The 23,909-nt window shown below is 71.1% G+C and carries 24 protein-coding genes and 1 pseudogene; 11 read left to right on the top strand and 14 right to left on the bottom strand.

The annotated features are described in order from the left end of the window. Positions 1-34: 34 nt before the first annotated feature. Positions 35-1,558 (top strand): LCP family protein, encoded by a 1,524-nt coding sequence (locus ABZX40_RS19960; RefSeq protein ID WP_355739366.1) that lies wholly within the window; start codon positions 35-37, stop codon positions 1,556-1,558. 150 nt (positions 1,559-1,708) lie between these two features. Here ABZX40_RS19960 and ABZX40_RS19955 read toward each other — a convergent pair whose 3' ends face one another. After that, positions 1,709-2,254 (bottom strand): acyl-CoA thioesterase, encoded by a 546-nt coding sequence (locus ABZX40_RS19955; RefSeq protein ID WP_355739369.1) that lies wholly within the window; start codon positions 2,252-2,254, stop codon positions 1,709-1,711. Positions 2,255-2,364: 110 nt separating this feature from the next. On the opposite strand from ABZX40_RS19955, the gene ABZX40_RS19950 reads away from it, so the two are divergent. Then, entirely contained in the window at positions 2,365-3,687 is a 1,323-nt protein-coding gene (locus ABZX40_RS19950) for an LCP family protein (RefSeq protein ID WP_355739372.1), read from the top strand. A 21-nt stretch (positions 3,688-3,708) separates the two neighbouring features. On the opposite strand, the gene ABZX40_RS19945 is transcribed toward ABZX40_RS19950, so the two are convergent. Continuing rightward, positions 3,709-4,065, bottom strand: a complete 357-nt coding sequence (locus ABZX40_RS19945) for a VOC family protein (RefSeq protein ID WP_355739375.1) — start codon at positions 4,063-4,065, stop codon at positions 3,709-3,711. A gap of 109 nt (positions 4,066-4,174) precedes the next feature. On the opposite strand from ABZX40_RS19945, the gene ABZX40_RS19940 reads away from it, so the two are divergent. Continuing rightward, on the top strand, positions 4,175-4,681 hold the full coding sequence (locus ABZX40_RS19940) for a CGNR zinc finger domain-containing protein (protein ID WP_355739378.1): 507 nt from the start codon (positions 4,175-4,177) through the stop codon (positions 4,679-4,681). 164 nt (positions 4,682-4,845) lie between these two features. Here ABZX40_RS19940 and ABZX40_RS19935 read toward each other — a convergent pair whose 3' ends face one another. Next, positions 4,846-6,189, bottom strand: coding sequence for a UDP-glucose/GDP-mannose dehydrogenase family protein (locus tag ABZX40_RS19935; protein ID WP_355739381.1), 1,344 nt, complete (start codon positions 6,187-6,189; stop codon positions 4,846-4,848). A 231-nt stretch (positions 6,190-6,420) separates the two neighbouring features. On the opposite strand from ABZX40_RS19935, the gene ABZX40_RS19930 reads away from it, so the two are divergent. Further along, positions 6,421-7,578, top strand: a complete 1,158-nt coding sequence (locus ABZX40_RS19930; RefSeq protein ID WP_355739384.1) for an acyl-CoA dehydrogenase family protein — start codon at positions 6,421-6,423, stop codon at positions 7,576-7,578. Positions 7,579-7,611: 33 nt separating this feature from the next. Here ABZX40_RS19930 and ABZX40_RS19925 read toward each other — a convergent pair whose 3' ends face one another. From ABZX40_RS19925 to ABZX40_RS19910, 4 genes are all read right to left on the bottom strand, one after another. Then, positions 7,612-8,733 (bottom strand): dipeptidase, encoded by a 1,122-nt coding sequence (locus ABZX40_RS19925; protein ID WP_355739387.1) that lies wholly within the window; start codon positions 8,731-8,733, stop codon positions 7,612-7,614. A 110-nt stretch (positions 8,734-8,843) separates the two neighbouring features. Continuing rightward, positions 8,844-10,160 carry a membrane dipeptidase gene (locus tag ABZX40_RS19920; protein ID WP_355739390.1) on the bottom strand — a complete coding sequence of 439 codons (1,317 nt, stop codon included), beginning with the start codon at positions 10,158-10,160 and terminating at the stop codon, positions 8,844-8,846. A gap of 7 nt (positions 10,161-10,167) precedes the next feature. Next, on the bottom strand, positions 10,168-10,689 hold the full coding sequence (purE, locus tag ABZX40_RS19915) for a 5-(carboxyamino)imidazole ribonucleotide mutase (protein WP_355739393.1): 522 nt from the start codon (positions 10,687-10,689) through the stop codon (positions 10,168-10,170). Then, positions 10,686-11,825 carry a 5-(carboxyamino)imidazole ribonucleotide synthase gene (locus ABZX40_RS19910; protein ID WP_355739396.1) on the bottom strand — a complete coding sequence of 380 codons (1,140 nt, stop codon included), beginning with the start codon at positions 11,823-11,825 and terminating at the stop codon, positions 10,686-10,688. Before ABZX40_RS19910 ends, purE begins: the two co-directional genes overlap by 4 nt. A 227-nt stretch (positions 11,826-12,052) precedes the next feature. On the opposite strand from ABZX40_RS19910, the gene ABZX40_RS19905 reads away from it, so the two are divergent. Next, positions 12,053-12,661, top strand: a complete 609-nt coding sequence (locus ABZX40_RS19905; RefSeq protein ID WP_355739398.1) for a GtrA family protein — start codon at positions 12,053-12,055, stop codon at positions 12,659-12,661. 26 nt (positions 12,662-12,687) lie between these two features. Here the strand turns inward: ABZX40_RS19905 and ABZX40_RS19900 are convergent, their stop codons facing one another. Beyond that, the gene (locus ABZX40_RS19900; protein WP_355739399.1) at positions 12,688-13,959 is read right to left on the bottom strand and encodes an ATP-binding protein; all 1,272 of its coding nucleotides are present in this window, start codon (positions 13,957-13,959) and stop codon (positions 12,688-12,690) included. Between the two features lie 372 nt (positions 13,960-14,331). After that, complete coding sequence (locus tag ABZX40_RS19895) at positions 14,332-15,009, bottom strand: response regulator transcription factor (protein WP_355739402.1); 678 nt, start codon at positions 15,007-15,009, stop codon at positions 14,332-14,334. 482 nt (positions 15,010-15,491) lie between these two features. Here ABZX40_RS19895 and ABZX40_RS19890 point away from each other — a divergent pair, with 482 nt between their 5' ends. After that, on the top strand, positions 15,492-16,991 hold the full coding sequence (locus ABZX40_RS19890; protein WP_355739404.1) for an oligopeptide:H+ symporter: 1,500 nt from the start codon (positions 15,492-15,494) through the stop codon (positions 16,989-16,991). A gap of 70 nt (positions 16,992-17,061) precedes the next feature. Here ABZX40_RS19890 and ABZX40_RS19885 read toward each other — a convergent pair whose 3' ends face one another. Next, a complete protein-coding gene (locus ABZX40_RS19885) occupies positions 17,062-18,456 on the bottom strand; it encodes a hypothetical protein (RefSeq protein ID WP_355739407.1) in 1,395 nt (464 codons plus the stop codon). Positions 18,457-18,697: 241 nt separating this feature from the next. Between ABZX40_RS19885 and ABZX40_RS19880 the strand changes: the two genes are divergently transcribed. The 3 genes and pseudogenes from ABZX40_RS19880 to ABZX40_RS19870 form a co-directional block, all read left to right on the top strand. Beyond that, positions 18,698-18,904, top strand: coding sequence for a hypothetical protein (locus ABZX40_RS19880; RefSeq protein WP_355739410.1), 207 nt, complete (start codon positions 18,698-18,700; stop codon positions 18,902-18,904). Then, positions 18,888-19,418, top strand: coding sequence for a DUF6879 family protein (locus tag ABZX40_RS19875; RefSeq protein WP_355739413.1), 531 nt, complete (start codon positions 18,888-18,890; stop codon positions 19,416-19,418). Before ABZX40_RS19880 ends, ABZX40_RS19875 begins: the two co-directional genes overlap by 17 nt. Beyond that, positions 19,402-19,536: pseudogene (locus ABZX40_RS19870) on the top strand (XRE family transcriptional regulator); the annotation flags it as partial. The gene ABZX40_RS19875 and the pseudogene ABZX40_RS19870, both read left to right, overlap by 17 nt. Here the strand turns inward: ABZX40_RS19870 and ABZX40_RS19865 are convergent. The 3 genes from ABZX40_RS19865 to ABZX40_RS19855 are packed head-to-tail and all read right to left on the bottom strand — an operon-like array spanning position 19,488 to position 21,793. Beyond that, positions 19,488-19,943, bottom strand: coding sequence for a peptidase inhibitor family I36 protein (locus tag ABZX40_RS19865; protein WP_356009130.1), 456 nt, complete (start codon positions 19,941-19,943; stop codon positions 19,488-19,490). The pseudogene ABZX40_RS19870 and the gene ABZX40_RS19865 overlap by 49 nt on opposite strands. A gap of 10 nt (positions 19,944-19,953) precedes the next feature. Beyond that, positions 19,954-20,565, bottom strand: coding sequence for a DUF397 domain-containing protein (locus tag ABZX40_RS19860; RefSeq protein ID WP_355739419.1), 612 nt, complete (start codon positions 20,563-20,565; stop codon positions 19,954-19,956). A gap of 58 nt (positions 20,566-20,623) precedes the next feature. Beyond that, positions 20,624-21,793, bottom strand: coding sequence for a helix-turn-helix domain-containing protein (locus tag ABZX40_RS19855; protein ID WP_355739422.1), 1,170 nt, complete (start codon positions 21,791-21,793; stop codon positions 20,624-20,626). Positions 21,794-22,141: 348 nt separating this feature from the next. Here ABZX40_RS19855 and ABZX40_RS19850 point away from each other — a divergent pair, with 348 nt between their 5' ends. Then, complete coding sequence (locus tag ABZX40_RS19850; protein ID WP_355739425.1) at positions 22,142-22,390, top strand: hypothetical protein; 249 nt, start codon at positions 22,142-22,144, stop codon at positions 22,388-22,390. A gap of 239 nt (positions 22,391-22,629) precedes the next feature. Further along, positions 22,630-22,785 (top strand): hypothetical protein, encoded by a 156-nt coding sequence (locus ABZX40_RS19845; protein WP_355739427.1) that lies wholly within the window; start codon positions 22,630-22,632, stop codon positions 22,783-22,785. Between the two features lie 307 nt (positions 22,786-23,092). Here the strand turns inward: ABZX40_RS19845 and ABZX40_RS19840 are convergent, their stop codons facing one another. Then, positions 23,093-23,695 carry an ATP-binding protein gene (locus tag ABZX40_RS19840; protein ID WP_355739704.1) on the bottom strand — a complete coding sequence of 201 codons (603 nt, stop codon included), beginning with the start codon at positions 23,693-23,695 and terminating at the stop codon, positions 23,093-23,095. Between the last annotated feature and the right edge of the window lie 214 nt (positions 23,696-23,909).

Here is a 23,909-nt window from a genome sequence, read left to right as displayed (position 1 = left end):
GCCGGCCGCCCAGGCTCCGCCGGAGGTGTCCCCCATGCCCAGCACGCCACCCCGGTCGCCCGCCGGTCCCCGGCGCCGTGCGCAGCGGCCCGTGCCGCAGCGCCGCCCCCGCCCGGACACGGCGGAGGACCGGCAGCCCGCGCGCTCCGCCGTACGGCCCAGGCGGCGGCCCCGCTGGGCCATGCGGGCGGTGACCACCCTGTCGGTGGTGGTGCTGGCGTCCGCCGGGATCGGGCACGCGGTGATGACCGGTCTGGACGCGGACATCGACCGCGTGGACCCCTTCAAGGACATGAAGAACCGGCCGCGCGCCGGGCACGGCATGAATGTGCTGATGGTCGGCACGGACGGCCGGGAGAAGATCTCCGAGGCCGAGCGGCGCAGATACCGGCTGGGCGGCGCCCCCTGCCACTGCACCGACACGATCATGATCGTGCACATCTCGGAGGACCGGGAGCGGGCGAGCGTGGTGAGCCTGCCGCGCGACTCGTACGCCGAACTGCCCGCGCACACCGACGAGACGACCGGGAAGCGGCACGCGGCACACCCGGTCAAGCTGAACGCGGCCTACGCGGAGGGCGGGCCGCAGCTGACGGTCCGGACGGTGGAGCACATGACGAAGGTGAAGATCGACCACTACCTGGAGGTCGACTTCACCAGCTTCATGAAGACGGTGGATGTGCTGGGCGGGGTGGAGATCTGCACGGCCGAGCCGATGAAGGACACCTATACGGGGCTGAATCTCCCGGCCGGCCGGCATGAGATGACCGGCGGGCAGGCGCTCCAGTTCGTCCGGGCGCGGCATGTGGACGGGGCGTCGGACCTGGGCCGGATGGGCCGCCAGCAGCGGTTCCTGGCGGCGCTGGTGGAGCGGGCCACGTCCTCCGGGGTGCTGCTGAACCCGATGAAGTTCCGGGATGTGACGCGGGCGGTGCTGGGGTCGGTCCGGGCGGACCGGGGGTTCGGCACGGACGAGTTGCTGGACCTCGGCCGCGCGATGCGCAACTTCTCCCCCTCGTCCTCGGAGTTCACCACGGTCCCGATCGGTCAGATGGGGTACGCGGTGAAGGGCATCGGGTCGACGCTGAAGTGGGACCCGGTGAAGTCGGAGGAACTGTTCAAGGCGCTGCGCGAGGACGAGCCGCTGTCGAAGCGGAGCGGGCCCGCCCCGGCGAAGCGGTCCCCCGCGCCGGTACGGGTGCCGGTCGCGCCGGACCGGATCCAGGTCCAGGTCGAGAACGGCACGGGGACGGCGGGGCTGGGACGGCGGGTCGATACCGCGCTGGCGGCGCAGGGGTTCCGGACGACGGGGCAGCCGGTGAACGCGGCGGCGGAGGTCGACCGGACGGTCGTCTCCTACGACCCGCGCTGGGACCGCTCGGCGCGGTCGCTGGCGGCGGCGCTGCCGGGCAGTGAGCTGCGGGCGGTGAAGGGGCAGGGGCCGGTGCTGAAGGTGACGGTGGGCCCCGACTTCCGCGCCCTGCGCGAGGTCCGTCCGGACACGCCGACGCCTTCGCAGGAGCCGGTGGTGCGGGGGGACGAGGTGACGTGCGGGTGAGTGGGGGTACGGGCCGGGCCGTGGCGCAACCCGGCGCGACGGGGTGCCGGGCAGCGCCCTGCTTCTAGGGGCGCTGGGGGCTGGGAGTACCCCCTCTGGAGGAGGAACCGCGCGAGCGACCACATCCGGCCCGCGCCCGGGATGAATCCCTCAGTCCCCCATCCCCTCCGCCGCCCTCCGCTCCCGGAGTTCCAGGATGGCCTGGCGCCGAGCCAACCGGTGCGTGCGCCGGATCTGCGCCTCCTGGTACCGCCGCCGGTCCCGCTCCGTCTCCGGCAGCACCTCCGGCACCCCCCGAGGCTTCCCGTCCGCGTCCACCGCCGCGAAGACGAGGTACGCCGACCCCACCTGCGTCGCCGGAGTCGACTCGTTCCACCGCTCGGCCATGACCCGTACGCCGACCTCCATGGACGTCCGCCCGGTCCAGTTGACCTGCGCCTTCACATGCACCAGGTCGCCGACCCGGACCGGCTCCAGGAACGCCATCTCGTCCATGGACGCCGTCACCGCGGGCCCGCCGCTGTGCCGCCCGGCGACCGCGCCCGCGGCGTCGTCCACCAGCTTCATGATCACGCCACCGTGCACGGTCCCCAACAGATTGGTGTCGTTGTGGGTCATGATCCGGCTGAGGGTGGTCCGCGAGGCGGACGTCGGCTTGCCGGGAATCGCACCGGCCTGATCTGTCATACAGTCCATTTTATGCCGGGGTACGCACCGCGGACTTTGTGTCGGGTTCGCAACAGCCCCGCTCTGATTTTCCGCCGGACCTTGTGAGCCCCATGGTGGCGCACGGCACACTAAGGCCCATGAATGACTGGCCCCAGGGATGGTCCGACGACAACCGCCGCGACGCAGGCCGCAACCGCCATGGCGGCGGCAGCGCGAGCGCTCAGCCGGAGGGCGCACGCGTGATGCGCCAGGTGCGCCGCGGGCCGTCCGGGGCCGGCGGCTACCCGCCCGCTCCCCCGCAGCAGCCGCAGCAGCCGCCGCACCCCCAGGCGTACGACGGCGTCCCGCAGCAGCCGTCGTACGCGAACGGACCCGGTGGTGACCCCTACGACAGCGGGTACAACACCGGCCAGGTCTACGGCAACGCCGGAGGCGGTGGCGGACACGGCGGTGGCGGTGGCGCCGGAGGGCGGCCCGCGCCCGACTGGCGGCGCCGGATCAAGGTGACCGCGATCACCCTGGTCACCGTCCTCGTCGTCACCTCGGTGGGCACCTATTTCTGGGCCGACTCCAAGCTGAACCGCGAGGTCGATCTGTCGAAGGTGATCGACCGCCCGGAGGCGGGCGAGGGCACCAACTATCTGATCGTCGGCTCCGACAGCCGTGAGGGCATGACCGATGAGCAGAAGAAGGACCTGCACACCGGTTCCGCCGAGGGCAAGCGCACGGACTCGATGATGATCCTGCACACCGGCAGCAACGGCTCCACCCTGGTCTCCCTCCCCCGTGACTCGAACGTCGAGATCCCGACCTTCGTCGGCTCCGACTCCGGCAAGACCTACGAGGGCACCGGCCGCCAGGTGAAGCTCAACGCCGCCTACGCCGAGGACGGCCCGGAGCTGCTGGTCCGCACGGTGGAGGCGAACACCGGGCTGCGCATCGACCACTACGTCGAGATCGGCTTCGCCGGGTTCGCGAACATCGTGGACGCGGTGGGCGGGGTCGAGATGGACATCCCGCAGGACATCAAGGACACCAAGTCGGGCGCGGACTTCAAGAAGGGCAAGCAGACCCTGAACGGCGAGGAGGCGCTCGCCTTCGTCCGCACCCGGTACGCGCTGGCCGGTTCCGACCTCGACCGCACCAAGAACCAGCAGAAGTTCCTGTCCGCGCTGGCGAGCCAGGTGGCCACGCCGAGCACGGTCCTCAACCCCTTCACGCTGTACCCGACGATGGGCGCCGGCCTGGACTCGCTGATCGTCGACGAGGACATGGGCCTGTTCGATCTGGCGAGCATGTTCTGGGCGATGAAGAGCGTCAGCGGCGGTGACGGCACCTCGATGAACATGCCGCTGGCCGGGAACGCGGCCAACGGCAACCTCCAGTGGGACACCGAGAAGGTGAAGCAACTGGTGGACGAGCTGAAGAACGACGAGAAGGTCACCGTCACCGCCGACTGACGGCCACGGTCCTCGCGTTGATCAGGCCCGGCAGAGGCAGAACGGATGCCCTGCCGGGTCCGCGTACACCCGCCAGCCGCGCCCCTCGGCGCTGTCCAGCGGCTTGGCGCCCAGCGCCAGCGCGGCCGACTCCGCCGCGTCCAGGTCCGCCACCGTCAGATCCAGATGGAACTGCTGCGAGCGCCCGCCCGACGGCCACTCCGGCGCCCGGTGGTCCGGCGCGGCCTGGAAGGCGAGGGTCCGCCCGTCCGGCAGCCGCAGATCCACCCAGTCCCCGTCACCGTCGGCCGTGCCGCCGACCAGCCCGGCGTAGAAGGCGGCGAGCGCGCGGGGGTCGGGACAGTCCAGGACGACGGCACCCAGCGTGGCGAGAGCCATGATTCCTCCCCTTCGAATCATCCATGTCGGTGGTGTTACTGCTACAGGCCGTCTTACGGTAACGGCCTGCGTTACCGCATCATGGCGCACTGCCGGTAACCTCGCAAGCGTGACGGAGCGATCTGCCGCGCCCGGCGGGCTGGCGCTGATCGAGGCGCTGGTGAACACGGTGAGCCTGGAGTCCGGCGCGGACACCCTCGACAGCGCGGCCGGACGCGCCCCCTTCCAGCTCACCGAGGCCGACCTCGACGAGGCGCGTGAGCTGCGCGAATCCCTGCGCGCGACCTGTCTGGCGCACGCCGGTCGTCCCCCGCACCGCCCGGTGACCCCGCTCGGCGCGCTGCTGGCGCGGGCGCCGCTGTATGTGGCGGTCGACCCCGGGGACGGTTCGGCGCGGCTGATCCCGGGGGACGGGGGCGCGCTGCTCTCCCGGATCGCGGCGGCGGTGGCGGAGGCGGTCACGGCCGGGACCTGGCAGCGGCTCAAGGCATGCGAACTGCCCGACTGCCACTGGGCGTACTACGACCGCAGTCCGGCCGGGCGGGGCCGCTGGTGCTCGATGCAGGTGTGCGGGGCGCGCGCGAAGATGCGGCGCTACCGGGCCAAGGGGGCGTGAGGGGGGCGCGGTCGACGCCCCTGGTGCCTGCCTGGCGCCCGTCCGGACCCCTGTTCGTCTTCGCTGTCCGGGGCCGGGGCCGGTGGGGCAGAATGCGTCGGGACGCCGGTTCGGCCGACTGAGCCTCGGCCGAACCGGCGTCCCCGTCCGCCCGTCCGGGCGTCTCAGGCCGTCGGGCGGCCCATCGCCCGGTACGTCCAGCCCGCCTTGCGCCACACCTGGGGGTCGAGGGCGTTGCGCCCGTCCAGGATGACCCGGCGGGCGGCGGCCTCGCCGAGCACCGCCGGGTCCAGCTCGCGGAACTCCCGCCACTCGGTGAGATGCAGGACGACATCGGCGCCCCGTACCGCCTCCAGCGCGGTGTCGGCGTACCCCAGGGTCGGGAACAGCCGCCGGGCGTTGGCCATGCCCTTGGGGTCGTAGACGGTGACCTGGCCGCCCTGGAGGTGGATCTGCCCGGCGACATTGAGGGCCGGGGAGTCGCGTACGTCGTCGGAGTCGGGCTTGAAGGCGGCGCCGAGGACGGCGACGCGGGTGCCGAGGAAGGAGCCGGTGCCGAGCGCCTCGCGGGCCATCTCCACCATCTGGCCCCGGCGGCGCATATTGATCGAGTCGATCTCGCGCAGGAAGGTCAGTGCCTGGTCGGCGCCGAGTTCACCGGCGCGGGCCATGAAGGCGCGGATGTCCTTGGGCAGACAGCCGCCGCCGAAGCCGATGCCGGCCCGCAGGAACTTGGCGCCGATCCGGTCGTCGTGCCCGATGGCCTCGGCGAGCCGGACGACATCGCCGTCGGCGGCCTCGCAGACCTCGGCCATGGCGTTGATGAAGGAGATCTTGGTGGCCAGGAAGGAGTTCGCGGCGGTCTTGACCAGTTCGGCGGTGGGGAAGTCGGTGACGACGAAGGGGGCGCCGTCGGCGAGCGGTCCGGCGTAGACCTCGCGCAGCAGCCGCTCGGCGCGCTCGCTGCGCACCCCGGCGACGATCCGGTCGGGGTGCAGGGTGTCCTGGACGGCGAAGCCCTCGCGCAGGAACTCCGGGTTCCAGGCCAGTTCGGCGGCGGCCCCGGCGGGCGCGTGGGCGGCGAGGTAGGCGGCGAGTCGCTCGGCGGAGCCGACGGGGACGGTGGACTTGCCGACGACCAGGGCGGGGCCGGTGAGATGGGGGGCGAGCGAGGCGAACGCGGCGTCGACATAGCTCATGTCGCAGGCGTACTCGCCGTGCCGCTGCGGGGTGTTCACACAGACGAAGTGGATGTCCCCGAAGGCGGCGGCCTCGGCGTAGTCGGTGGTGAAGCGGAGCCGCCCGGTGGCACCCTCGATCCCGGCGACATGCTTGCGCAGCAGGTCCTCCAGGCCGGGCTCGTACATCGGGACCTCGCCGCGGCGGAGCATCTCGATCTTCTCCGGGACCACATCCAGCCCGAGCACCTCGAAGCCCAGTTCGGCCATGGCCGCGGCATGGGTGGCGCCGAGATAGCCGGTGCCGATCACGGTGATCCTCAGGGCCATGGGGTACTCCAGGAAGCGAACGTATGTGCCGGGGGGTGGTGCGAGGTGCGGCGCCGGGCGCGGTGCCCGAGCATAGTCGGGGGTGCGCGCCCGGCCTCAACGGGCAGTTTTCCCGATGTCGTCCAGGTCACGTACCCGCGCGCCGGGCGGCCCTCTAAAATTCGGGTTACTTAACGGTAGTTTGCAGAGACTCTCCCCCGCGTCACCGTCGTCCTTGGAGCGTGAGAAACCGTGGCCGGATCGGCTGATTTCGACCTGTACCGCCCGTCCGAGGAGCACGACATGCTCCGGGACGCCGTCCGCGCGCTGTCCGAGGCGAAGATCGCGCCGTTCGCCGCCGCGGTGGACGAGGAGGCCCGCTTCCCGCAGGAGGCGCTGACCGCGCTGGTGGCCAACGATCTGCACGCGGTGCACGTTCCGGAGGAGTACGGCGGCTCCGGCGCGGACGCGCTGGCCACGGTGATCGTGATCGAGGAGGTCGCCCGGGTCTGCGCGTCCTCCTCCCTGATCCCGGCGGTGAACAAGCTGGGCTCGCTGCCGGTGATCCTGTCCGGCTCCGAGGATCTGAAGAAGAAGTACCTGGGCCCGCTGGCCAAGGGTGACGGGATGTTCTCGTACTGTCTCTCCGAGCCGGACGCGGGCTCGGACGCGGCCGGGATGAAGACGAGGGCGGTCCGCGACGGCGACCACTACGTCCTCGACGGCGTGAAGCGCTGGATCACCAACGCGGGCGTCTCCGAGTACTACACGGTGATGGCCGTGACCGACCCCGAGAAGCGCTCCAAGGGGATCTCCGCGTTCGTGGTGGAGAAGTCGGACGAGGGGGTCTCCTTCGGCGCCCCGGAGAGGAAGCTCGGCATCAAGGGGTCCCCGACCCGCGAGGTCTATCTCGACAACGTCCGGATCCCCGCGGACCGGATGATCGGCGCCGAGGGCACCGGCTTCGCCACCGCGATGCGCACCCTGGACCACACCCGGATCACCATCGCCGCCCAGGCCCTCGGTATCGCCCAGGGCGCCCTCGACTACGCCAAGGGCTATGTCAGGGAGCGCAAGCAGTTCGGCAAGCCGATCGGCGACTTCCAGGGCATCCAGTTCATGCTGGCCGACATGGCGATGAAGATCGAGGCGGCCCGCCAGCTCACCTACGCGGCGGCGGCGAAATCCGAGCGCGGGGACGCCGATCTCACCTTCCAGGGCGCGGCGGCCAAGTGCTTCGCCTCCGACGTGGCCATGGAGGTCACCACGGACGCCGTCCAACTCCTCGGCGGCTACGGCTACACCCGGGACTACCCGGTGGAGCGGATGATGCGCGACGCCAAGATCACGCAGATTTATGAGGGGACGAATCAAGTGCAGCGGATCGTGATGGCCCGCAATCTGCCGTAGCCGCCGTAGCGGTACCCCACCCCTGCCGTCCGCTCAGCCGTCCAGTTCCGCGATCCTCGCCGTCGACGGGGCGCGGCGGGTCTGGGCGGCCTTGGCGGTGGTGTCGGCGGCGCGTAGGACGCGCTGGACGTTGCCCCAGGTCAGCAGGGCGAGGTCGGGGTGGGGCCAGTCGCGGCGCAGGAGTTCGGCGATGAGGTGGGGGTAGGACGCGGGGTCGGGGAGTTCCTGGGGGTGGGCGGTGCCGGCGTCGTAGGTGCCGGAGAGGGCCACGGCGTGCGGGCCGGCCACCCGGCGGACCTGGTCGAGGTGGTCGGCGACGTCCCGGACCGTCGGGCCGGTCTGCTCCGCCGTCAGCGGGACCATGACCAGGCCCTGGGCCGCGCCGATCTCGGCCAGCAGGTCGTCGGGGAGGTTCGCGGGGTGGGGGCGCAGCGCGCGGGACGCCGAGCGGGTGCACACCACGGGCGCCTTGGAGCAGGCCAGGACGCGGCGGACGGCCGGTTCCGAGGCGCCGGAGAGGTCGGCGAGCACACCGAGCCGGTTCATCTCCCGGACGACCTCCTCGCCGAACCGGGTCAGCCCCGCCTCTCCGGCCCAGGAGGTGCCGGTGAGGGTGATGATCCGGACGCCGGTGTCGTGCAGTATCCGCAGCAGTGACAGCGAGTCGTCCAGGGCCGCCGCGGCGGCCGGGCCCAGCAGCACCGCCGTCCGGCCGCAGTTGCGGGCGTCGATGACCTCGCCGGCGGTGTGCGCGTACCGCAGGCCCTCGGGGTGCCCGGCGACGACGGTTCGGACCAGGTCGATCTGTTCCAGGGTGGCGGCCACCGCGCGGTCGGCGGCCAGTCCCTCGGGCAGGTGCAGGGCGCAGAACAGGGCACCCACCCGGCCCTCCCGCAGCCGGGGGACATCGGTGTCGAGGGCGTTCTCGCCCAGTTCCAGGTCGTACCAGGGCAGATGGCGCAGGGCCCAGGGCAGTCCGCTGTAGCCGTCGGCGACGGGGTGGGCGGTGAGCAGGGCGCGGGCGAGCAGCAGCCGGTCACTGTCCGACGCCGGGGGCGGTGCGGGGGGAGTGTCGTACGGGGCCTCCGGCGGCGGCAGCGGGGCGAGCCGGCCCACCTCCGCCGTGGTGTGCAGTTCGTGCTGGAGGTCTGCCATCGTCGGCTCCGTACGTCCGCAATCCATCGATGTGATCGCCAGGCGCGATCGCCTGTTCGATCACCGTCGCACGGAGCCGCCGGGTACTCCTGGTGGAGCGGCTGTTCGGGTCACCCCGCCGGGGTGTCGAGGGCGGTGAGGGTGGCGTTGGAGGGGCCGCGCCCGGTCTGGAGGTCGCGGGCCACGTCCTCGGCCGCGCCGAGCACCCGGACCGCGTTCTGCCAGGTGAGCTTGGCCAGGTCGGGGCGGGACCAGCCGCGGTCGAGGAGTTCGGCGATCAGCCGGGGGTAGCCGGAGACATCGGTGAGGCCGTCGGGCAGGAAGGCCGTGCCGTCGTAGTCGCCGCCGATGCCGAGGTGGTCGATGCCAGTGATCTCGCGCATGTGGTCGAGATGGTCGGCGACCGTGGCGACGGTGGCGATCGGGCGGGGGTGGGCGGCCTCGAAGGCGTGCTGCACCTTGCGGCCCTCGGCGGTGCCGTCCAGCGGGTGGAGGCCGTGGGCGCGCATGTTGTCGTCGGCCGCGGCGGTCCAGTCCACGGCGGCCTGGAGGACGAACTTGGGGACGAAGGTCACCATCGCCATCCCGCCGTTGGCCGGGAGGCGTTCGAGGATGTCGTCGGGGATGTTGCGGGGGTGGTCGCAGACCGCGCGGGACGAGGAGTGGGAGAAGATCACCGGCGCCACGGAGGTGTCCAGGGCGTCCCGCATGGTCGTCGCCGCCACATGGGAGAGGTCGACCAGCATGCCGGTGCGGTTCATCTCCCGGACGACCTCGTGCCCGAAGGGCGACAGCCCGCCGACGCCCGGGGCGTCGGTCGCCGAGTCGGCCCAGGGGACGTTGTCGTTGTGGGTGAGGGTCAGGTACCGCACGCCCAGGTCGTACAGGGCGCGCAGGGTGGCCAGGGAGCAGCCGATGGAGTGGCCGCCCTCGGCGCCCATGAGGGAGGCGATACGGCCCTCGCGCCGGGCGGACTCCATGTCGGCGGCGGTGAGGGCGGGGGCGAGGTCCTCGGGGTAGCGGGCGAGCAACTGCCGTACGCAGTCGATCTGCTCCAGCGTCGCGGGGACCGGGTCGGGCTGGTCGGCGCGGACGTACACCGACCAGTACTGGGCGCCGACGCCGCCCTCGCGCAGCCGGGGGAGGTCGGTGTGGAGGTGGGCCGACTGGTCGGTGGCGATGTCCCGGGCGTCGAGGTCGTAGCGGACCTGTTCGCGCAGGGCCCAGGGCAGGTCGTTGTGGCCGTCGACGACGGGGAACTCGCGCAGCAGGGCGCGGGCGCGGGCCTCGGAGAGGGCACCCTCGGTGCCGGGGGTCTCGGGGGTGCCGGGGGTCACCGGGGTGCCGGGGGTCACCGGGGTGCCGGGGGTCACCGGGGTCTCGGGGGTGCCTGGGGTCGGAGAGGCCGGAGATGTCGGAGAGGTCATGTCCTGGTCACTTCCCGAAACCGAAGCCGCTCGGTCCCTCGGTCTTGGCCCGCAGCCGCTTGCCCTTCTCGGTGGCCTGGTCGTTCAGCTCCTGCTGGAAGTCCCGCATCCGGCCGAGGAGTTCCTCGTCGTGCGTGGCGAGGATGCGGGCGGCGAGCAGCCCGGCGTTGCGCGCCCCCGCGACCGACACCGTGGCCACCGGCACACCCGCCGGCATCTGCACGATGGACAGCAGCGAGTCCATGCCGTCCAGGTACTTCAGCGGCACCGGGACGCCGATCACCGGCAGCGGGGTGACCGAGGCGAGCATGCCCGGCAGATGGGCGGCGCCCCCGGCCCCGGCGATGACGACCTTCAGGCCCCGGTCGGCGGCCCGCTCACCGTAGGTGATCATCTCGCGGGGCATCCGGTGGGCGGAGACGACATCGACCTCGTAGCCGATCTCGAACTCGTCCAGCGCCTGGGCGGCGGCCTCCATGACGGGCCAGTCGGAGTCGGATCCCATGACGATGCCAACGACAGGGCTCATTCGGTGATCGTGCCTCTCAGATAGGCGGCTGCGTGACGGGCGCGCTCCAGCACGTCCGCGAGGTCGTCGCCGTAGGTGTTGACATGGCCGACCTTGCGGCCGGGCTTCACGTCCTTGCCGTACATATGGATCTTCAGCCGGGGGTCGCGGGCCATGCAGTGCAGATACGCGGAGTACATGTCGGGGTAGTCGCCGCCGAGGACGTTCACCATGACCGTCCAGGGCGCGCGGGGGCGGGGGTCGCCCAGCGGCAGGTCCAGCACCGCCCGGACATGGTTGGCGAACTGGGAGGTGATCGCCCCGTCCTGGGTCCAGTGGCCGGAATTGTGCGGGCGCATGGCCAGCTCGTTGACCAGGATCCGTCCGTCGCGGGTCTCGAACAGCTCGACCGCGAGATGGCCGACCACGCCGAGTTCCTTGGCGATCCGCAGGGCCATCTCCTCGGCGGCCAGCGCCCGCCGCTCGGGCAGCTCGGGCGCGGGCGCGATCACCGTGTCGCAGACCCCGCCGACCTGCCGGGACTCCACCACCGGGTAGGCCACGGCCTGGCCGTGCGGGGAGCGGACGACATTGGCGGCCAGCTCCCGGACGAAGTCGACCTTCTCCTCGGCGAGCACCGGGACGCCCGCGCGAAACGGTTCGGCGGCCTCCTCGGCGCTCTCGACGACCCAGACGCCCTTGCCGTCGTAGCCGCCGCGCACGGTCTTCAGGACGACCGGGAAGCCGTCGCCCTCGGCGGCGAAGCGCAGCACGTCCTGCGGGTCGGCCACGATCCGGTTGCGGGGGCACGGGACGCCGATCTCGGCCAGCCTGGCGCGCATCACCCCCTTGTCCTGGGCGTGCACCAGGGCGTCGGGGCCGGGCCGTACCGGGATCCCGTCCGCTTCCAGGGCGCGCAGATGCTCGGTGGGAACGTGTTCGTGATCGAAGGTGATCACATCGCAGCCCCGCGCGAAGGCGCGCAGCGTGTCCAGATCGCGATGGTCGCCGATGACGACCTCGCTCACGACCTGCGCCGCCGAGTCCTGCGGGGTGTCACTGAGGAGCTTGAACCTGATGCCGAGCGGGATGCCTGCCTCGTGGGTCATACGAGCGAGCTGGCCACCGCCGACCATGCCGACTACCGGGAACGTCACACCCCTAGGGTATCGGCCACCCGGATCGCCCCTTGTCCGCCCTTGTCCGCCCCGGGTCGCCCCGGGTCGCCCCGATGTCATCGGCTGTCGTCGGCTGCCATCGACTGCCATCGGCCGACGGTCGGGTTTCTTTCCGAACCTGTGAGCTGGTCCGGGGGCGATCACGGAAGGGGCCTGGATAGCATGGCCGGGTTGACGTCGCCGACCGGACGGGAGCCTTCTCCCCCATGGCACAAGGTTCCTCGGGCTCCCCTGTCGCACACGGCTCCTCAGGATTCCGTGGCACGCCCCCCGGCGGGTGGCGGTCGCGGGTGCGGCGGCTCGGCCGGGAGGTCGCCAAGTTCGGCGCCGTGGGCGGGGCCGGGCTGCTGGTCAATCTCGCGGTGTTCAACCTGGTCAGGGCGGTGACCGACCTCCAGGTGGTGCGGGCCAGTGTGATCGCCACGGTCGTGGCCATCGTCTTCAACTACATCGGCTTCCGCTATTTCGCCTACCGCGACCGGGACAAGAACCGCCGGACCCGGGAGATGAGCCTCTTCCTGCTGTTCAGCGCGGTGGGGCTGGTGATCGAGAACGGGGTGCTGTACCTGGCGACCTATGGGCTCGGCTGGGACACCCCGATGCAGAACAACGTCTTCAAGTTCCTCGGCATCGGGATCGCCACGCTGTTCCGGTTCTGGTCGTACCGGACGTGGGTGTTCCGGGCGCTGCCGGGTTCCCGGGAGGGCGGGGCGGGCGACGAATCGTTCCTGGAGGACCGCGACGACCGTGACGGCCGGGGTGGCCGGTCGGCGGGGGCGGTACGGCAGCGGCAGCGGGCGCGCGCCCGGGTCTGACCCGCTGACTGGTCCTCGGGCGGGGCCTAGCGAACCGTCCGCTCCTCGTCCTCCGAGGCCCGCTGCACCGCCGTGCGTGACAGGAACAGCCCGAAGATCGGGGGCTGGGTCTGGAGCATCTCCAGGCGCCCGCCGTCGGCCTCCGCGAGGTCGCGGGCGACGGCGAGGCCGATGCCGGTGGAGTTGCGGCCGCTGATCGCGCGCTCGAAGATCCGTGCCCCGAGGTCGGCGGGGACGCCGGGCCCCTCGTCGGTGACCTCGATGACGGCCTGGTTGCCGGTGACCCGGGTGCGCAGGGCGACGGTGCCGCCGCCGTGCATCAGGGAGTTCTCGATCAGCGCGGCCAGCACCTGGGCGACGGCGCCGGGGGTGCCGACCGCCTTGAGATGCCGTTTGCCGGAGCTGACGATGGCCCGTCCCGCCTGCCGGTAGGCGGGCCGCCACTCGGCGAGCTGCTGCTGGATGACCTCGTCGAGATCGAAGGAGACGGCGGAGCCGGTACGGGGGTCGCGGGAGTTGGTCAGCAGCCGCTCCACGACATCGGTGAGGCGCTCGACCTGGGCGAGGGCGATGGTGGCCTCGTCCTTCACCGTCTCCGGGTCGTCGGTGAGGGTGATCTCCTCCAGCCGCATGGACAGCGCGGTCAGCGGGGTGCGGAGCTGGTGGGAGGCGTCGGCGGCGAGCCGTCGCTCGGCGGTGAGCATCCGCCCGATCCGCTCGGCGGAGGAGTCCAGCACATCGGCGACCCGGTCCAGCTCGGGGACGCCGTAGCGCTTGTGGCGGGGGCGGGGGTCGCCGGAGCCGAGGCGTTCGGCGGTCTCGGCGAGATCGGTGAGCGGGGAGGCGAGCCGGTTGGCCTGCCGTACGGCGAGCAGCACGGCGGCGACGACCGCGAGCAGGGCGACGAGCCCGATGATCAGCAGGGTGCGGCCGACCTCCTGGGTGATGGAGGAGCGCGGCTCCTGGAAGGTGACCGTCTCGCCCTCCTCACCGCGGGCGGTGTACTCGATGACATCGCCGCTGGGCTGCTCACCGATCTCGATGGGCGGCCGGTCGGGCAGCCGGATGACCGCGTACTGGTCGGCGCCGACCTGGTCGCCGAGGATGGGGGCGGAGATCTCCTCGTGCCCGAGGATGCGGCTGTCCACGATGCTGGCCAGCCGCAGCGACTCGGACTCGACGCGCTCCCGGGCGCTCTCGGTGATCGTCCGGGTCTCGACGATGACCAGCGACACCCCGAAAACGGCGATGACGACGAGCACGACGGCGAGGGTGGACTGGATGAGTCGGCGACGCATGCAGACACCTACCGCCGGGGTGACGCCGGGAGGGGGGCACGGGGCCCCCGCCGACCGGCCGTCGCTTCAGCCGTCTTTTCAGGGGCGCGAGGAACTGCGCGAACGTCCGTCGCTCTCGACCCGCACCCGACCCACCGACCAGCCGTCACCTCAGACCCGCACCCAACCCGCCGACCAGCCGTCACCTCAGGGCCGCGAGGAACTGCGCGCCCGACCGTCGCTCCCGACCCGCACCCGACCCACCGACCAGCCGTCACCTCAGACCCGCACCCAACCCGCCGACCAGCCGTCACCTCAGGGGCGCGGGGAACTGCGCGACCAGCCACAGCGAAACCCGCACCCTGCCCCACCGACCACCCCACCACCACCGGCTCAGCTCTTCTCGAACCGGAAGCCGACACCCCGCACCGTGGCGATGTACCGCGGATTCGCGGCATCGTCGCCGAGCTTCTTGCGCAGCCAGGAGATGTGCATGTCCAGCGTCTTGGTGGACGACCACCACGTCGTGTCCCAGACCTCCCGCATCAGCTGATCCCGGGTGACGACCCGTCCCGCGTCCCGGACCAGCACCCGCAGCAGGTCGAACTCCTTCGCCGTGAGCTGGAGCTCCTCCTCGCCCATCCACGCCCGGTGCGACTCGACGTCGATCCGCACACCGTGGGTGGCCGGCGGCTGCTGGGGCTCGGCGGCGCCGCGCCGCAGCAGGGCCCGGACGCGGGCGAGCAGTTCGGCGAGCCGGAAGGGCTTGGTGACGTAGTCGTCCGCGCCGGCGTCGAGACCGACGACCGTGTCGACCTCGTCGGCACGGGCGGTGAGGATCAGGATGGGCACGGTGTGGCCTTCGGCACGCAGACGGCGGGCCACCTCCAGACCGTCCATGCCGGGCAGGCCGAGGTCGAGCACGACCAGATCGACGCCGCCCTGCATGCCCGCGTCGAGTGCGGTGGGTCCGTCCTCCCGCACCTCGACCTCGTATCCCTCCCGGCGCAGTGCGCGGGCCAGGGGCTCCGAAATGGAGGAGTCGTCCTCGGCGAGCAGTACACGGGTCATGGGGTGATGGTAGTCCCGCAGGCCACGACACCGAGGTGAGATCGCCTGGACGGATTCTTACTGGCGCACATGGCGGACATTTCGGCCAGGCAGCTCGCGCGAGAGCGGAATGACTGCTTACGGTTCCGTCACAGTCTGTGATCCCTGTCTCAAGTCCTTCCATATCAGATGGTGCCCTGCTTTATGGTGATGGAACGCCTGTAGCACCGACAGGGACCTTCGTGTCGCGGTTTGACACTGAAGGTCTCTTTTGTGTGCGGGTCGGGGGTTCTCCACCGGCCTTGAAAGGAATGACCTGTGGCCGGGCCTCGTAGCGCATCGACGCGCGTAGAGGCGTGGATCCCGGTGGCCGTCGTCCACCGCCCCGTGATCCGGGGCGGACACCCCGTGGGCGTGGGGTGGACGAACCGGCCCGCCGGTGCCGGCTCCCCCACCGGGCGCGCTCCGCTCCACCCGCGCGTCCCGACAGCAAGGAACGACCCATGGCGTCCAGCCTGACGAAGGACTCGGCCCTCCCGGGCACCCCCGGATCCGGATCCGAGAAATCCTTCTTCGGCCACCCCCGCGGACTGGCCACCCTCTTCATGACCGAGATGTGGGAGCGTTTCTCCTACTACGGCATGAGGGCTCTGCTCCCCCTCTACCTGGTCGCCCCCGCCGGGCTCGGCCTGGACGCCGGTACGGCGATCGCCATCTACTCCGTCTATGTCTCGACGGTGTACCTGCTGGCGATGCCGGGCGGCTGGTTCGGCGACCGGGTCTGGGGCCCGCGCAAGACGGTGGCCATCGCCGGCGCGGTCATCATGGCCGGCCATCTCGTCCTGGCGCTCCCCTCCGCCGGGACCTTCTACTTCGGCCTCCTCCTGGTCGCCATAGGCTCGGGCCTGCTGAAGTCCAACATCTCCACGATGGTCGGCCAGCTCTACGACGGCCCGAACGACCCGCGCCGCGACGGCGGCTTCACGGTGTTCTACATGGGCATCAACCTCGGCGCGTTCGCCGCGCCGCTGGTGATCGGCACCATCGGCCAGAAGGTCAACTGGCATCTCGGCTTCGCGCTGGCCGCGCTCGGTATGGCGCTGGGCCTGGCCCAGTTCCTGCTGGGCAGCCGTCACCTCTCGGCGAAGTCCAGCATCGTCCCCAAGCCCCTGGACGTGGCCGAGCGCAACGCGACGCTCCGCAAGGCGATGATCTGGCTGCTGATCGCGGTGGTCTTCTACGCGATCGTCGTCGGCACCGGTACATACACCCTGAACTGGGTGATGGTCCCGCTGATGGTGATCGGCCTGGTGGTGCCGGTCATGGTGCTGGCCCGGATCAAGCGCGACAAGGAACTGACCCGCACCGAGCAGTCCAAGGTCTCCGGCTACATCTGGTTCTTCGTGGCCGCGGCCGTCTTCTGGATGATCTACGACCAGGGTGGCTCCACGCTCGCCCTGTTCGCCGAGAAGAGCGTCGACACCCAGGTCTTCGGCTGGGACTTCCCGGTCTCCTGGTTCCAGTCGGTGAACCCGGTGCTGGTGATGGCCCTCGCCCCGGTCTTCGCCACGGTGTGGCTGGCCCTGAACCGCGGGGGGCGCGAGCCGAGCACGATCGCCAAGTTCTCCGGCGGTCTGGTGATGGTCGGCATCTCCTTCTTCGTCTTCCTCCTCCCCCTGACGGCGGCGGGCGACGGGGCGGTGTCCCCCTGGTGGATCGTGCTGATCTACTTCTGCCAGACCACGGGTGAGCTGATGCTGTCCCCCGTCGGCCTCTCCGTGACCACCAAGATGGCCCCCGCGAAGTACGCCTCGCAGATGATGGGCGTCTGGTTCCTGGCGGTCACGGCGGGCGACGCGGTGACCGGCCTGCTCTCGACGTACGGCGTCGACCTCAACAAGACGGGGGTCGTGGCGGCGGAGGCGGCGCTGGCGGTGGCGGCGGGTGCCGGGGTGTTCATGTACCGGCGGAAGGTGAAGCAGTTGATGGGGGACGTGCGCTGAGGCCGGGGGGCCGCCCCGCACCGGGCCCCCTCCTCTCCCTCCCCCTCCCTCCCCGTTCTCCCCTCCCCCCTTACTTCTTCTTCGCCCCCTTGCTCGAATGATGCTTCTGGCGGTCGTGGTGGGAGGTCTTCTTGCGGTCGGGGTCACCCTTGGTCAGATAGGACTGGCAGTAGTCCTTGGCCTTGGTGGTCGGGTACGTGGCCCACTGGTTCTCGGTGGCGTCGAAGGTGTAGAGCCCGAGCATGCCCGTCCTGCTGTTGCCGTAGGCGAACACGGTCCGGTCCAGGGGGTCGGGTACGGCGCCGACGAAGTTGTGCCGTTCGCCGTCGCTGGTCACGATCCGGCTGAAGTCCGGGGCGTAGTGCAGCGCGTTCTGCGAGTCGTACTCGAAGCCGTCGTTCAGATGGGTGTTGGGCAGGCCCTGCTCGGGCAGCCAGTTGGCCGGGTTCAGGGCCTCGTTCATCTGCGCGCTCAGGGTGGACTCGTACGACCCCGAACTGTCCGACGCCTTCCCCTTGAACTGGCCGGAGCCGTCGGAGTCCGAGCCGGTGCTGTGGGTCGGCTCGGTGGTGACGTACGGGGAGTCGTCCGTGGCCGACTCCAGGACTCCGCCGCCGTGCACCGGTTCCTGGACGGGACCCTGGTAGCGCAGGGGCTCCTCGGGGTAGAGGGACAGCTTCCAGTACCGGTCGGTGTCGGCGGCCTCCGCGCCCTCCTGGGCCTGCGCACCCTCCGGGGCCTGTGCGGCCGAGGAACTCTCGGCGTGCGACTCCCCGACCTGGTACGCCCCCTCGCCGTACGCCTGGGCCTGGGCCTGGGTCACGGAGTCGGAGTCGCCGTCGGAGTGGGAGGTGTGGGCGTCGGCGTCGTAGCCCTGGTCGGTCTCGGCGGGGGCGGAGTGGTGCATCGGGACGGCACTGGAGTTCCCGTACGCCGACCGGGCGACATGGTCCTTGAACCGGCCCGGCACCACGGCGAACTCCTCGTGCACCGAGCCCTTTTCCCGGTCGTAGGAGAGGACGGCGGTCTTGACGTCGGCGCCGGGGAAGTAGTGCGCGACATCGTCGGTGAGCTGCTGTGCCGTGTCCGTGCAGCTGTTGCAGGGTCGGCGGCTGGTGACGAGGTCGATGGCGATGCGGTAGGGCTGCACCTTCCCGATGAGCCCCCGGATGTCCCGCAGCGCGTCATCGGCGGACGCCTTCTCGGAGTCCTTCTTCGCCTCGGTGTGCTCGGGAGCGGTGCCCGGCTTGCTGTAGTGCGAGTCCGTCGTGGCGGTCAGCCCACTGCGGCGGACCGGGGTCGAGCGTTCGATCAGCTTGCGCTTCTTGCCGTCCTTGAGGGTGACATGGATCAGGATCATGGAACGGCTGTCCCCGCGGCGGCTCTTGGGGGCGTTCTTGTGCGCCTCCGCCATCAGCCGGGCGGCGCCCTTCCGTGAGTCGCGGTACTCGTCCGTCCTGGGCATGGCGTCTCCTTCACGGGGCGGGTGCGCGGGCGCGCAGCGCCGGGGTGTCCCGGAGCACCTCTACAACGGGGGGTGGGGTGGGGGTGGTTCAGGGTTGTTGGGGGGTGTTGTTGGGGGGCGTTTCGAGTTCGTCTACCCGATCACGCGCATATCGGCGAAGTGCCGTGGACCTGGTACCGGAGTCCGTCCTACCGTCCTCATGACCACAGGGAACGGCTCTGTGTCCCAGAGAGGGGGAACGATGGCGCGTGCGGAACTGACCCGCCTCACCGGCATCGTCAGCGGGCCCGATTGTGACGACGACTGCCCGAACGTCTATCGGACCGAGAGCGGTTCCATCGTCGTGCAGGGCAGTTTGTCTGACGCCTTCTCGCCACCCGTCGGCGAGGGACTGGTGGAGATTCCCGAGCACACTCTGAGGGAGGCTGTCCGTGCTCTTGGATGGTGACGACTGGCGCCGGTTCTTCGACGCCTTCGAGCACGAGGCTTGGCGGTTCGAGGCTCAGCCCACGTACACCATGCCCAGGGAACAGGAGAACGTGGCCCGCTTCCTGCGGGGTGGCGAGAAGCCCGTCGGCCACAACGCCCGCTGGCACGACCGAGTGCGCGGATACGTCGGATCCGGCAAGCGCATCGGCCGGGTCCGCATCGTGCGTCGACCGCTCACCGACTACCAGCGGTATCAATTCGCATGGGGCATCCCCGGAAACCTTGCGGCCGGGGAAGACATCCGGATCCTGGATGTGACGCGAGACGACTTCGGGTTGCCGCTCTCCGGCCGCGACTGGTGGTTGTTCGACGACTCCCGCATCGCCCACCTCGACTTCCGCCCGGACGGAACCCAGATCAACCGCTCGGCGCACACCGGCGATCCGGAGCCCTACCGGGAGTGGAAGCGGGTGGCACTGGAGCACGCCCTTCCCTTCGAGGAGTACGTGCGGGGCCTTGACGCTCGACCCTGACCAACTGGGCCGGTCGAAGGCCGACCTGGCGGAGAGGCTCCGCGGTCTGCGCAGGGACGCCGGGCGCACTCAGGTCTGGCTCGCCCAGCGCGCCACCATGTCGCAGACCAAGTTGAGCAACATCGAAACCGGACGCGTCACCCCGGGCCCGGTTGATGTCGAGCTGATCTTGTCGTTGATCCACGAGGGGACGTAGGCCCACCGCGCCCAGGGGGCGACTCTGAACTCCAGTCCCCCGTAGTTGGGGTGCTCGTAGAAGCAGAGGGTCGACGACGAGTTGTTCACGAGGGAGGACGTGACGTCGTGGGCAACGGTGAAGTTGCCGTCGATCGGGAGGTAGTCCCACATCACGCGGGTGTTCTCGTAGTTGCCGTCGTACCAGAGGCAGAGCTGGTACCCGTTGCACACATTGGGGTCGCCGACGGCGGCGGGAGTGGCGGTCACGAGACCGGCGGTGGCGGCGAGGGCGGTGGCCCCGACGAACAGGGCGGCCGTGCGCTTGGCCTTGCGGAGGGTTGCGATCATGCGCGGGAATCTAGCCAGGCAAGAGGGGATTCGGCCGGGGGCGGAGACGCCGATTCCCGGACGACCGGGGTATACGCCTGAAGGTGGAGAGTAGCGTGCAGGTGGCGTGACGCACCGGTGGCGATGCGGGTGAGGGACGGTCGGGCCGGGTCGGACCGGGTCGGGGTCGGGGCGGCCCGGGGGAGCCACAGCGAGCAGGCTCGTCAGGTGGACGCGGTGCTGCGGCGGTTGGGAATCCTCGGCGTGGTCGCGCCGGAGGACACGGCGGGTCCCTGGCGCGTGTACGACTCGGCGGACCCGGTCGCCGGGCGCCGGGATGTGACGGCCAACGCGTTGGCGGCTGTGGTTGACGCGTTCCCCGGGGAGGAGCCTGGTCCGGGACCGACGCGAGGGTTCGTGGTTCCGCCGAAGGAGGGGTGAGCCGGGGGCCGCTGCCAGACGGATGCGGTGAACGCGGCCCAGGCGGGTTCTCCGAAGATGAGGGCGGGCCCTGCGGGGTTTTGGAGTCTCGGACGGGGACGAAGGCGGGGAGATCGTCGGTGACTTCGAGGCATTGACCGCCGTCGCCGTTGCTGTGGCTGCTCTTGCGCCAGGTGCACGTGGTCGGGTCGATGGGTCGCAAGGGGTGCCTCCTTGTGGAGTTGTCTGATGCCGTGCGGCCGGCGGGCGCGGCTCTTCCCTTAGCAGGTCACGCCCGCGCGTTTGGCCAGGCGGGTCAGGCGGGGGTTGCTGCGGCGGTGCAGGGAGGTCAGGACTCGGATCAGTTCCTGGCTGGTCGGGTGCACTCCGGCCATCTCCGGTGCCACCTCCCACGCCTCTTCGAGGGACGCGAGGGCTCCGTCCCGGTCGCCGAGGGCCAGTTTCGAGCGGCTGATGTTCATGTGGAGGGGGCCCACCCGGGTGGCCGGGAGGGTGAGGCCCGCACGGATCAGGTCGTCCGCCGTCGCGAGGGACTCGCGGTGGTTCTCCATGTCCGAGGCCGTCGAGATGACATGGACCGCGGTGTTCTCCGGGCCGAAGTGGATGCCGTGGTCCTCGATGTCGTCCGGGAACTCCTCGGCCACCCGCCAGGCCGCCTCGGTGTGCTGTCCGGCCGTCGCCCCGTCCCCGATCCGCCCGGCCAGCGTCAGCCCGCGCAGATGCAGAATGCCCAGTCCGTACGCGCGGTCACGGCCCCGCAGGACCGACTCCGCCGCGACGATCGCCCGGTCGACCACGGCCAACCCGCCTTCGAAATCCCCTGAGTTGAGGAACGCCCCCGCCTCGTCGCGGGCTGCGACGGTCGCAGCGATCGGGTGGGCGCGTTCGGCGGCCGACCACTGCTTCATGACGGCGAGTTCGGCGAGGTGCATCCAGCGGTGCCGGGCGGCGAGCCAGTAGACCACGCTGTAGGTGTCGGCGACCCGCGTCCAGGCGTCCGGGGACTGGGTGGCGTGGGCGTGGTTGGTCATGTCGGCCAGGACGCCGGGCAGTTTGCGCAGTACGGCGGACAGCTCTGTGCGATGGCGGTGACCGTTCAGGTCTGCCAGTGCGCGGGGCAGGTCCTCGGGGTGCGGTGGGGGTGGGCCGGGGATCTCGAAGCGGCGGATGGCGTGGTTGAGGCCGGTGAGGCTCGCCTCGTCGCTCCGCCCGACTGGCGCGGTGCCGAGCAGCTCGTCCAGGGTCAGGCCCATGGCCTGGGCGAGAGCGGCGGCGATACCGGAAGTGAGAGCACGGTCGCCGACCTCGATCTTGCTGAGCAGCGAGACCGAGATACCGGCCCGTCGGGCGAGAGCGACCTGACTCAGGCCGCGGGCTTTACGGCGGAGTGCGATGTTGGCACCGGGTCCGGGAATCCTGGTCACGCTCATGTGTTTGCGTCTTCCCCACTCGACATCCGTTTCGTCCCATGGTGGCACTCACGCCCCGCAGGTGCCCCGGGGTGTGCATGAGATGTGCAAGTCGGCCTCCTGCGAGAGCAGTTCTCTTGGGTGAGAGACATGCCCCCAGTCAGGAGGAGCCGTCGTGACCGGCACGCACAGGGCGCCACCGACCCTGATCAGCGACGGAACGTTGCCCTATGCGCGAGGCACCCTCGTGGAGGACACCACCACACATCGCCACGGTGAGTTACAGGGCGTGATCGAGGAACGCTCAAAGAGCACCGGGCGGCTCATCGCCCGGACCGCCTACCTTCGGCCGAGAGGGGGTGGCGTGGAATGGGAGACCCCTTTGACCCACGTCCGGCTCGTGCACGAGAGCGGTCACACCACCGCACCAAACTCGCGGCCCTGATCGGGCCGGGCGATGTGATCGCCTACGACGGCAAGTGGCGCACCGTACGGACGACGGGCACCGACCGGGGCCCGATGGGCGGACTGGCCGTGGTCGTCGTCTGGGAGGACGGGGGCACCGTGCGCTTCCCCGCCGGTGACGGACTGCTCGTACGAGACTCGGATTCCGGCTGACGGGTGCCTGCCCGGCGCCGCCCTCATGTGAGAGACAGATCCAACCCCACCCAGTAGAGGAGCCCAGCCATGCCCACCTCCATGCCCATTCCCACTCCCAGGCCCACCCCCCATCGCCCCCAACTCCCCTGGCGCACCCGGGATTACCGTGCCGAGCGTTGGACGCCGCCCGGTGGCTGGACTCGGCCGACCCCCGCCGTGCTGCGGGCGATCGAGGCCGCGCTGCTGGGACGGATCGGATGACCCTCGTCCCGCCGGTCCCCGTGGACGGCTGCACCCTCTGTACGGAGCTGGCCGCCCGGCAGCGCAGAGCCCGTGCGGCGGGCAACCAGAGCGCGCTGGTCGACGTCAATGTCCTGCTGCGGCGGCACATCCGGCGGGAGCACCCGGCATGAAACCACGCGTCCCGCACGACGACGCCTTCTGGAGCGGCGTTCTGACGGCGTGCAGCCTCATCGCCCTGATGCTGGCGATCTGGCGTCACGGATGAGGACGACCTCGGAGTCCGGTGCCGTGTCGCAGCCGCAGCGGCGCCCAGGACAGCGTCACGCCCCATGGCCGACCGACCCAGGAGCAGCAGTGTCAGGGCCAGCGCGACGGCCGAGTACTCGGGGCCGGTCTGCGGGAGCCGCATGGGCCGTCAAGGGGAGGCAAGCGGAGGGAGGAGAGGCCGCGCGGTGAGTCGTGGGGAGTGGGCGTGCGCTATGCCGGGGCGCTCAGTTCCGCCCAGACCGTCTTGCCCGCTACGCCCGGGGTCCGGACGACCCCCCAGTCCAGGCACAGGCGCTGGACGATGAACATGCCGTGCCCTCCGGGGCGGCCCGCGCGGTGCGGGGTGCGCGGGGACGGCTGGCCCGCGCCCCGGTCCGAGACCTCGATCCGGATCACCTTGCGGTCGCAGGTGAGCCACATCTCGTCCGGGCCCTCGGCGTGCAGACAGGCGTTGGTGACCAGTTCGGAGACGACGAGCAGGACATCCTCGGCGGCGGCCCGGCGGTCGGCGGTGGCGGCGGGCAGCCAGCCCCAGGCGTGGAGCGCCTGCCGGGCGAAGTCGCGGGCCATCGGCACGATGCCGACCTGGCCCTCGAAGTTGAGGCGGCGCAGCTGGCGTCCGGGAGTGGTGGTGGCTCCGCCGGGCTGGTCGGGGGTGGGGGTCCGGGGGGCGGTTCCCTGGTCGTCGTCCCCGGCAGCCGCGCCGCCCTCAGCGACTCGGTCGGTCCCGGCGAGTCCGTCATCCCCGGCGCCCCGCTCGCCCCCGGCCGCCTGACCAGGCCCTCCGGTGGTGCCCGTCGCGCCGGACGTCACGCCCGCGCGGCCCGTCGCCCCGGGGTGCACGTCGGAGACGCCCGGGTGCAGGTCGGAGACGCCCGGCTGCACGTCGGAGACACCCGTGGCGCCGGGCGGCACACCGCAGGTACCCGCGGGCTCGGACGCACCGGACGTGCCGGACACGGAGGAAGTGCCGGACGTGCCTGGCACTCCGGACGGGCCGGAAGCGCCGGTGGGCTCAGGGGAGCCC

This window comes from Streptomyces sp. NPDC004610 (assembly GCF_040609715.1).
Taxonomy (GTDB): Bacteria; Actinomycetota; Actinomycetes; order Streptomycetales; family Streptomycetaceae; genus Streptomyces.
This window is presented reverse-complemented; position numbering and strand designations above follow the sequence as displayed.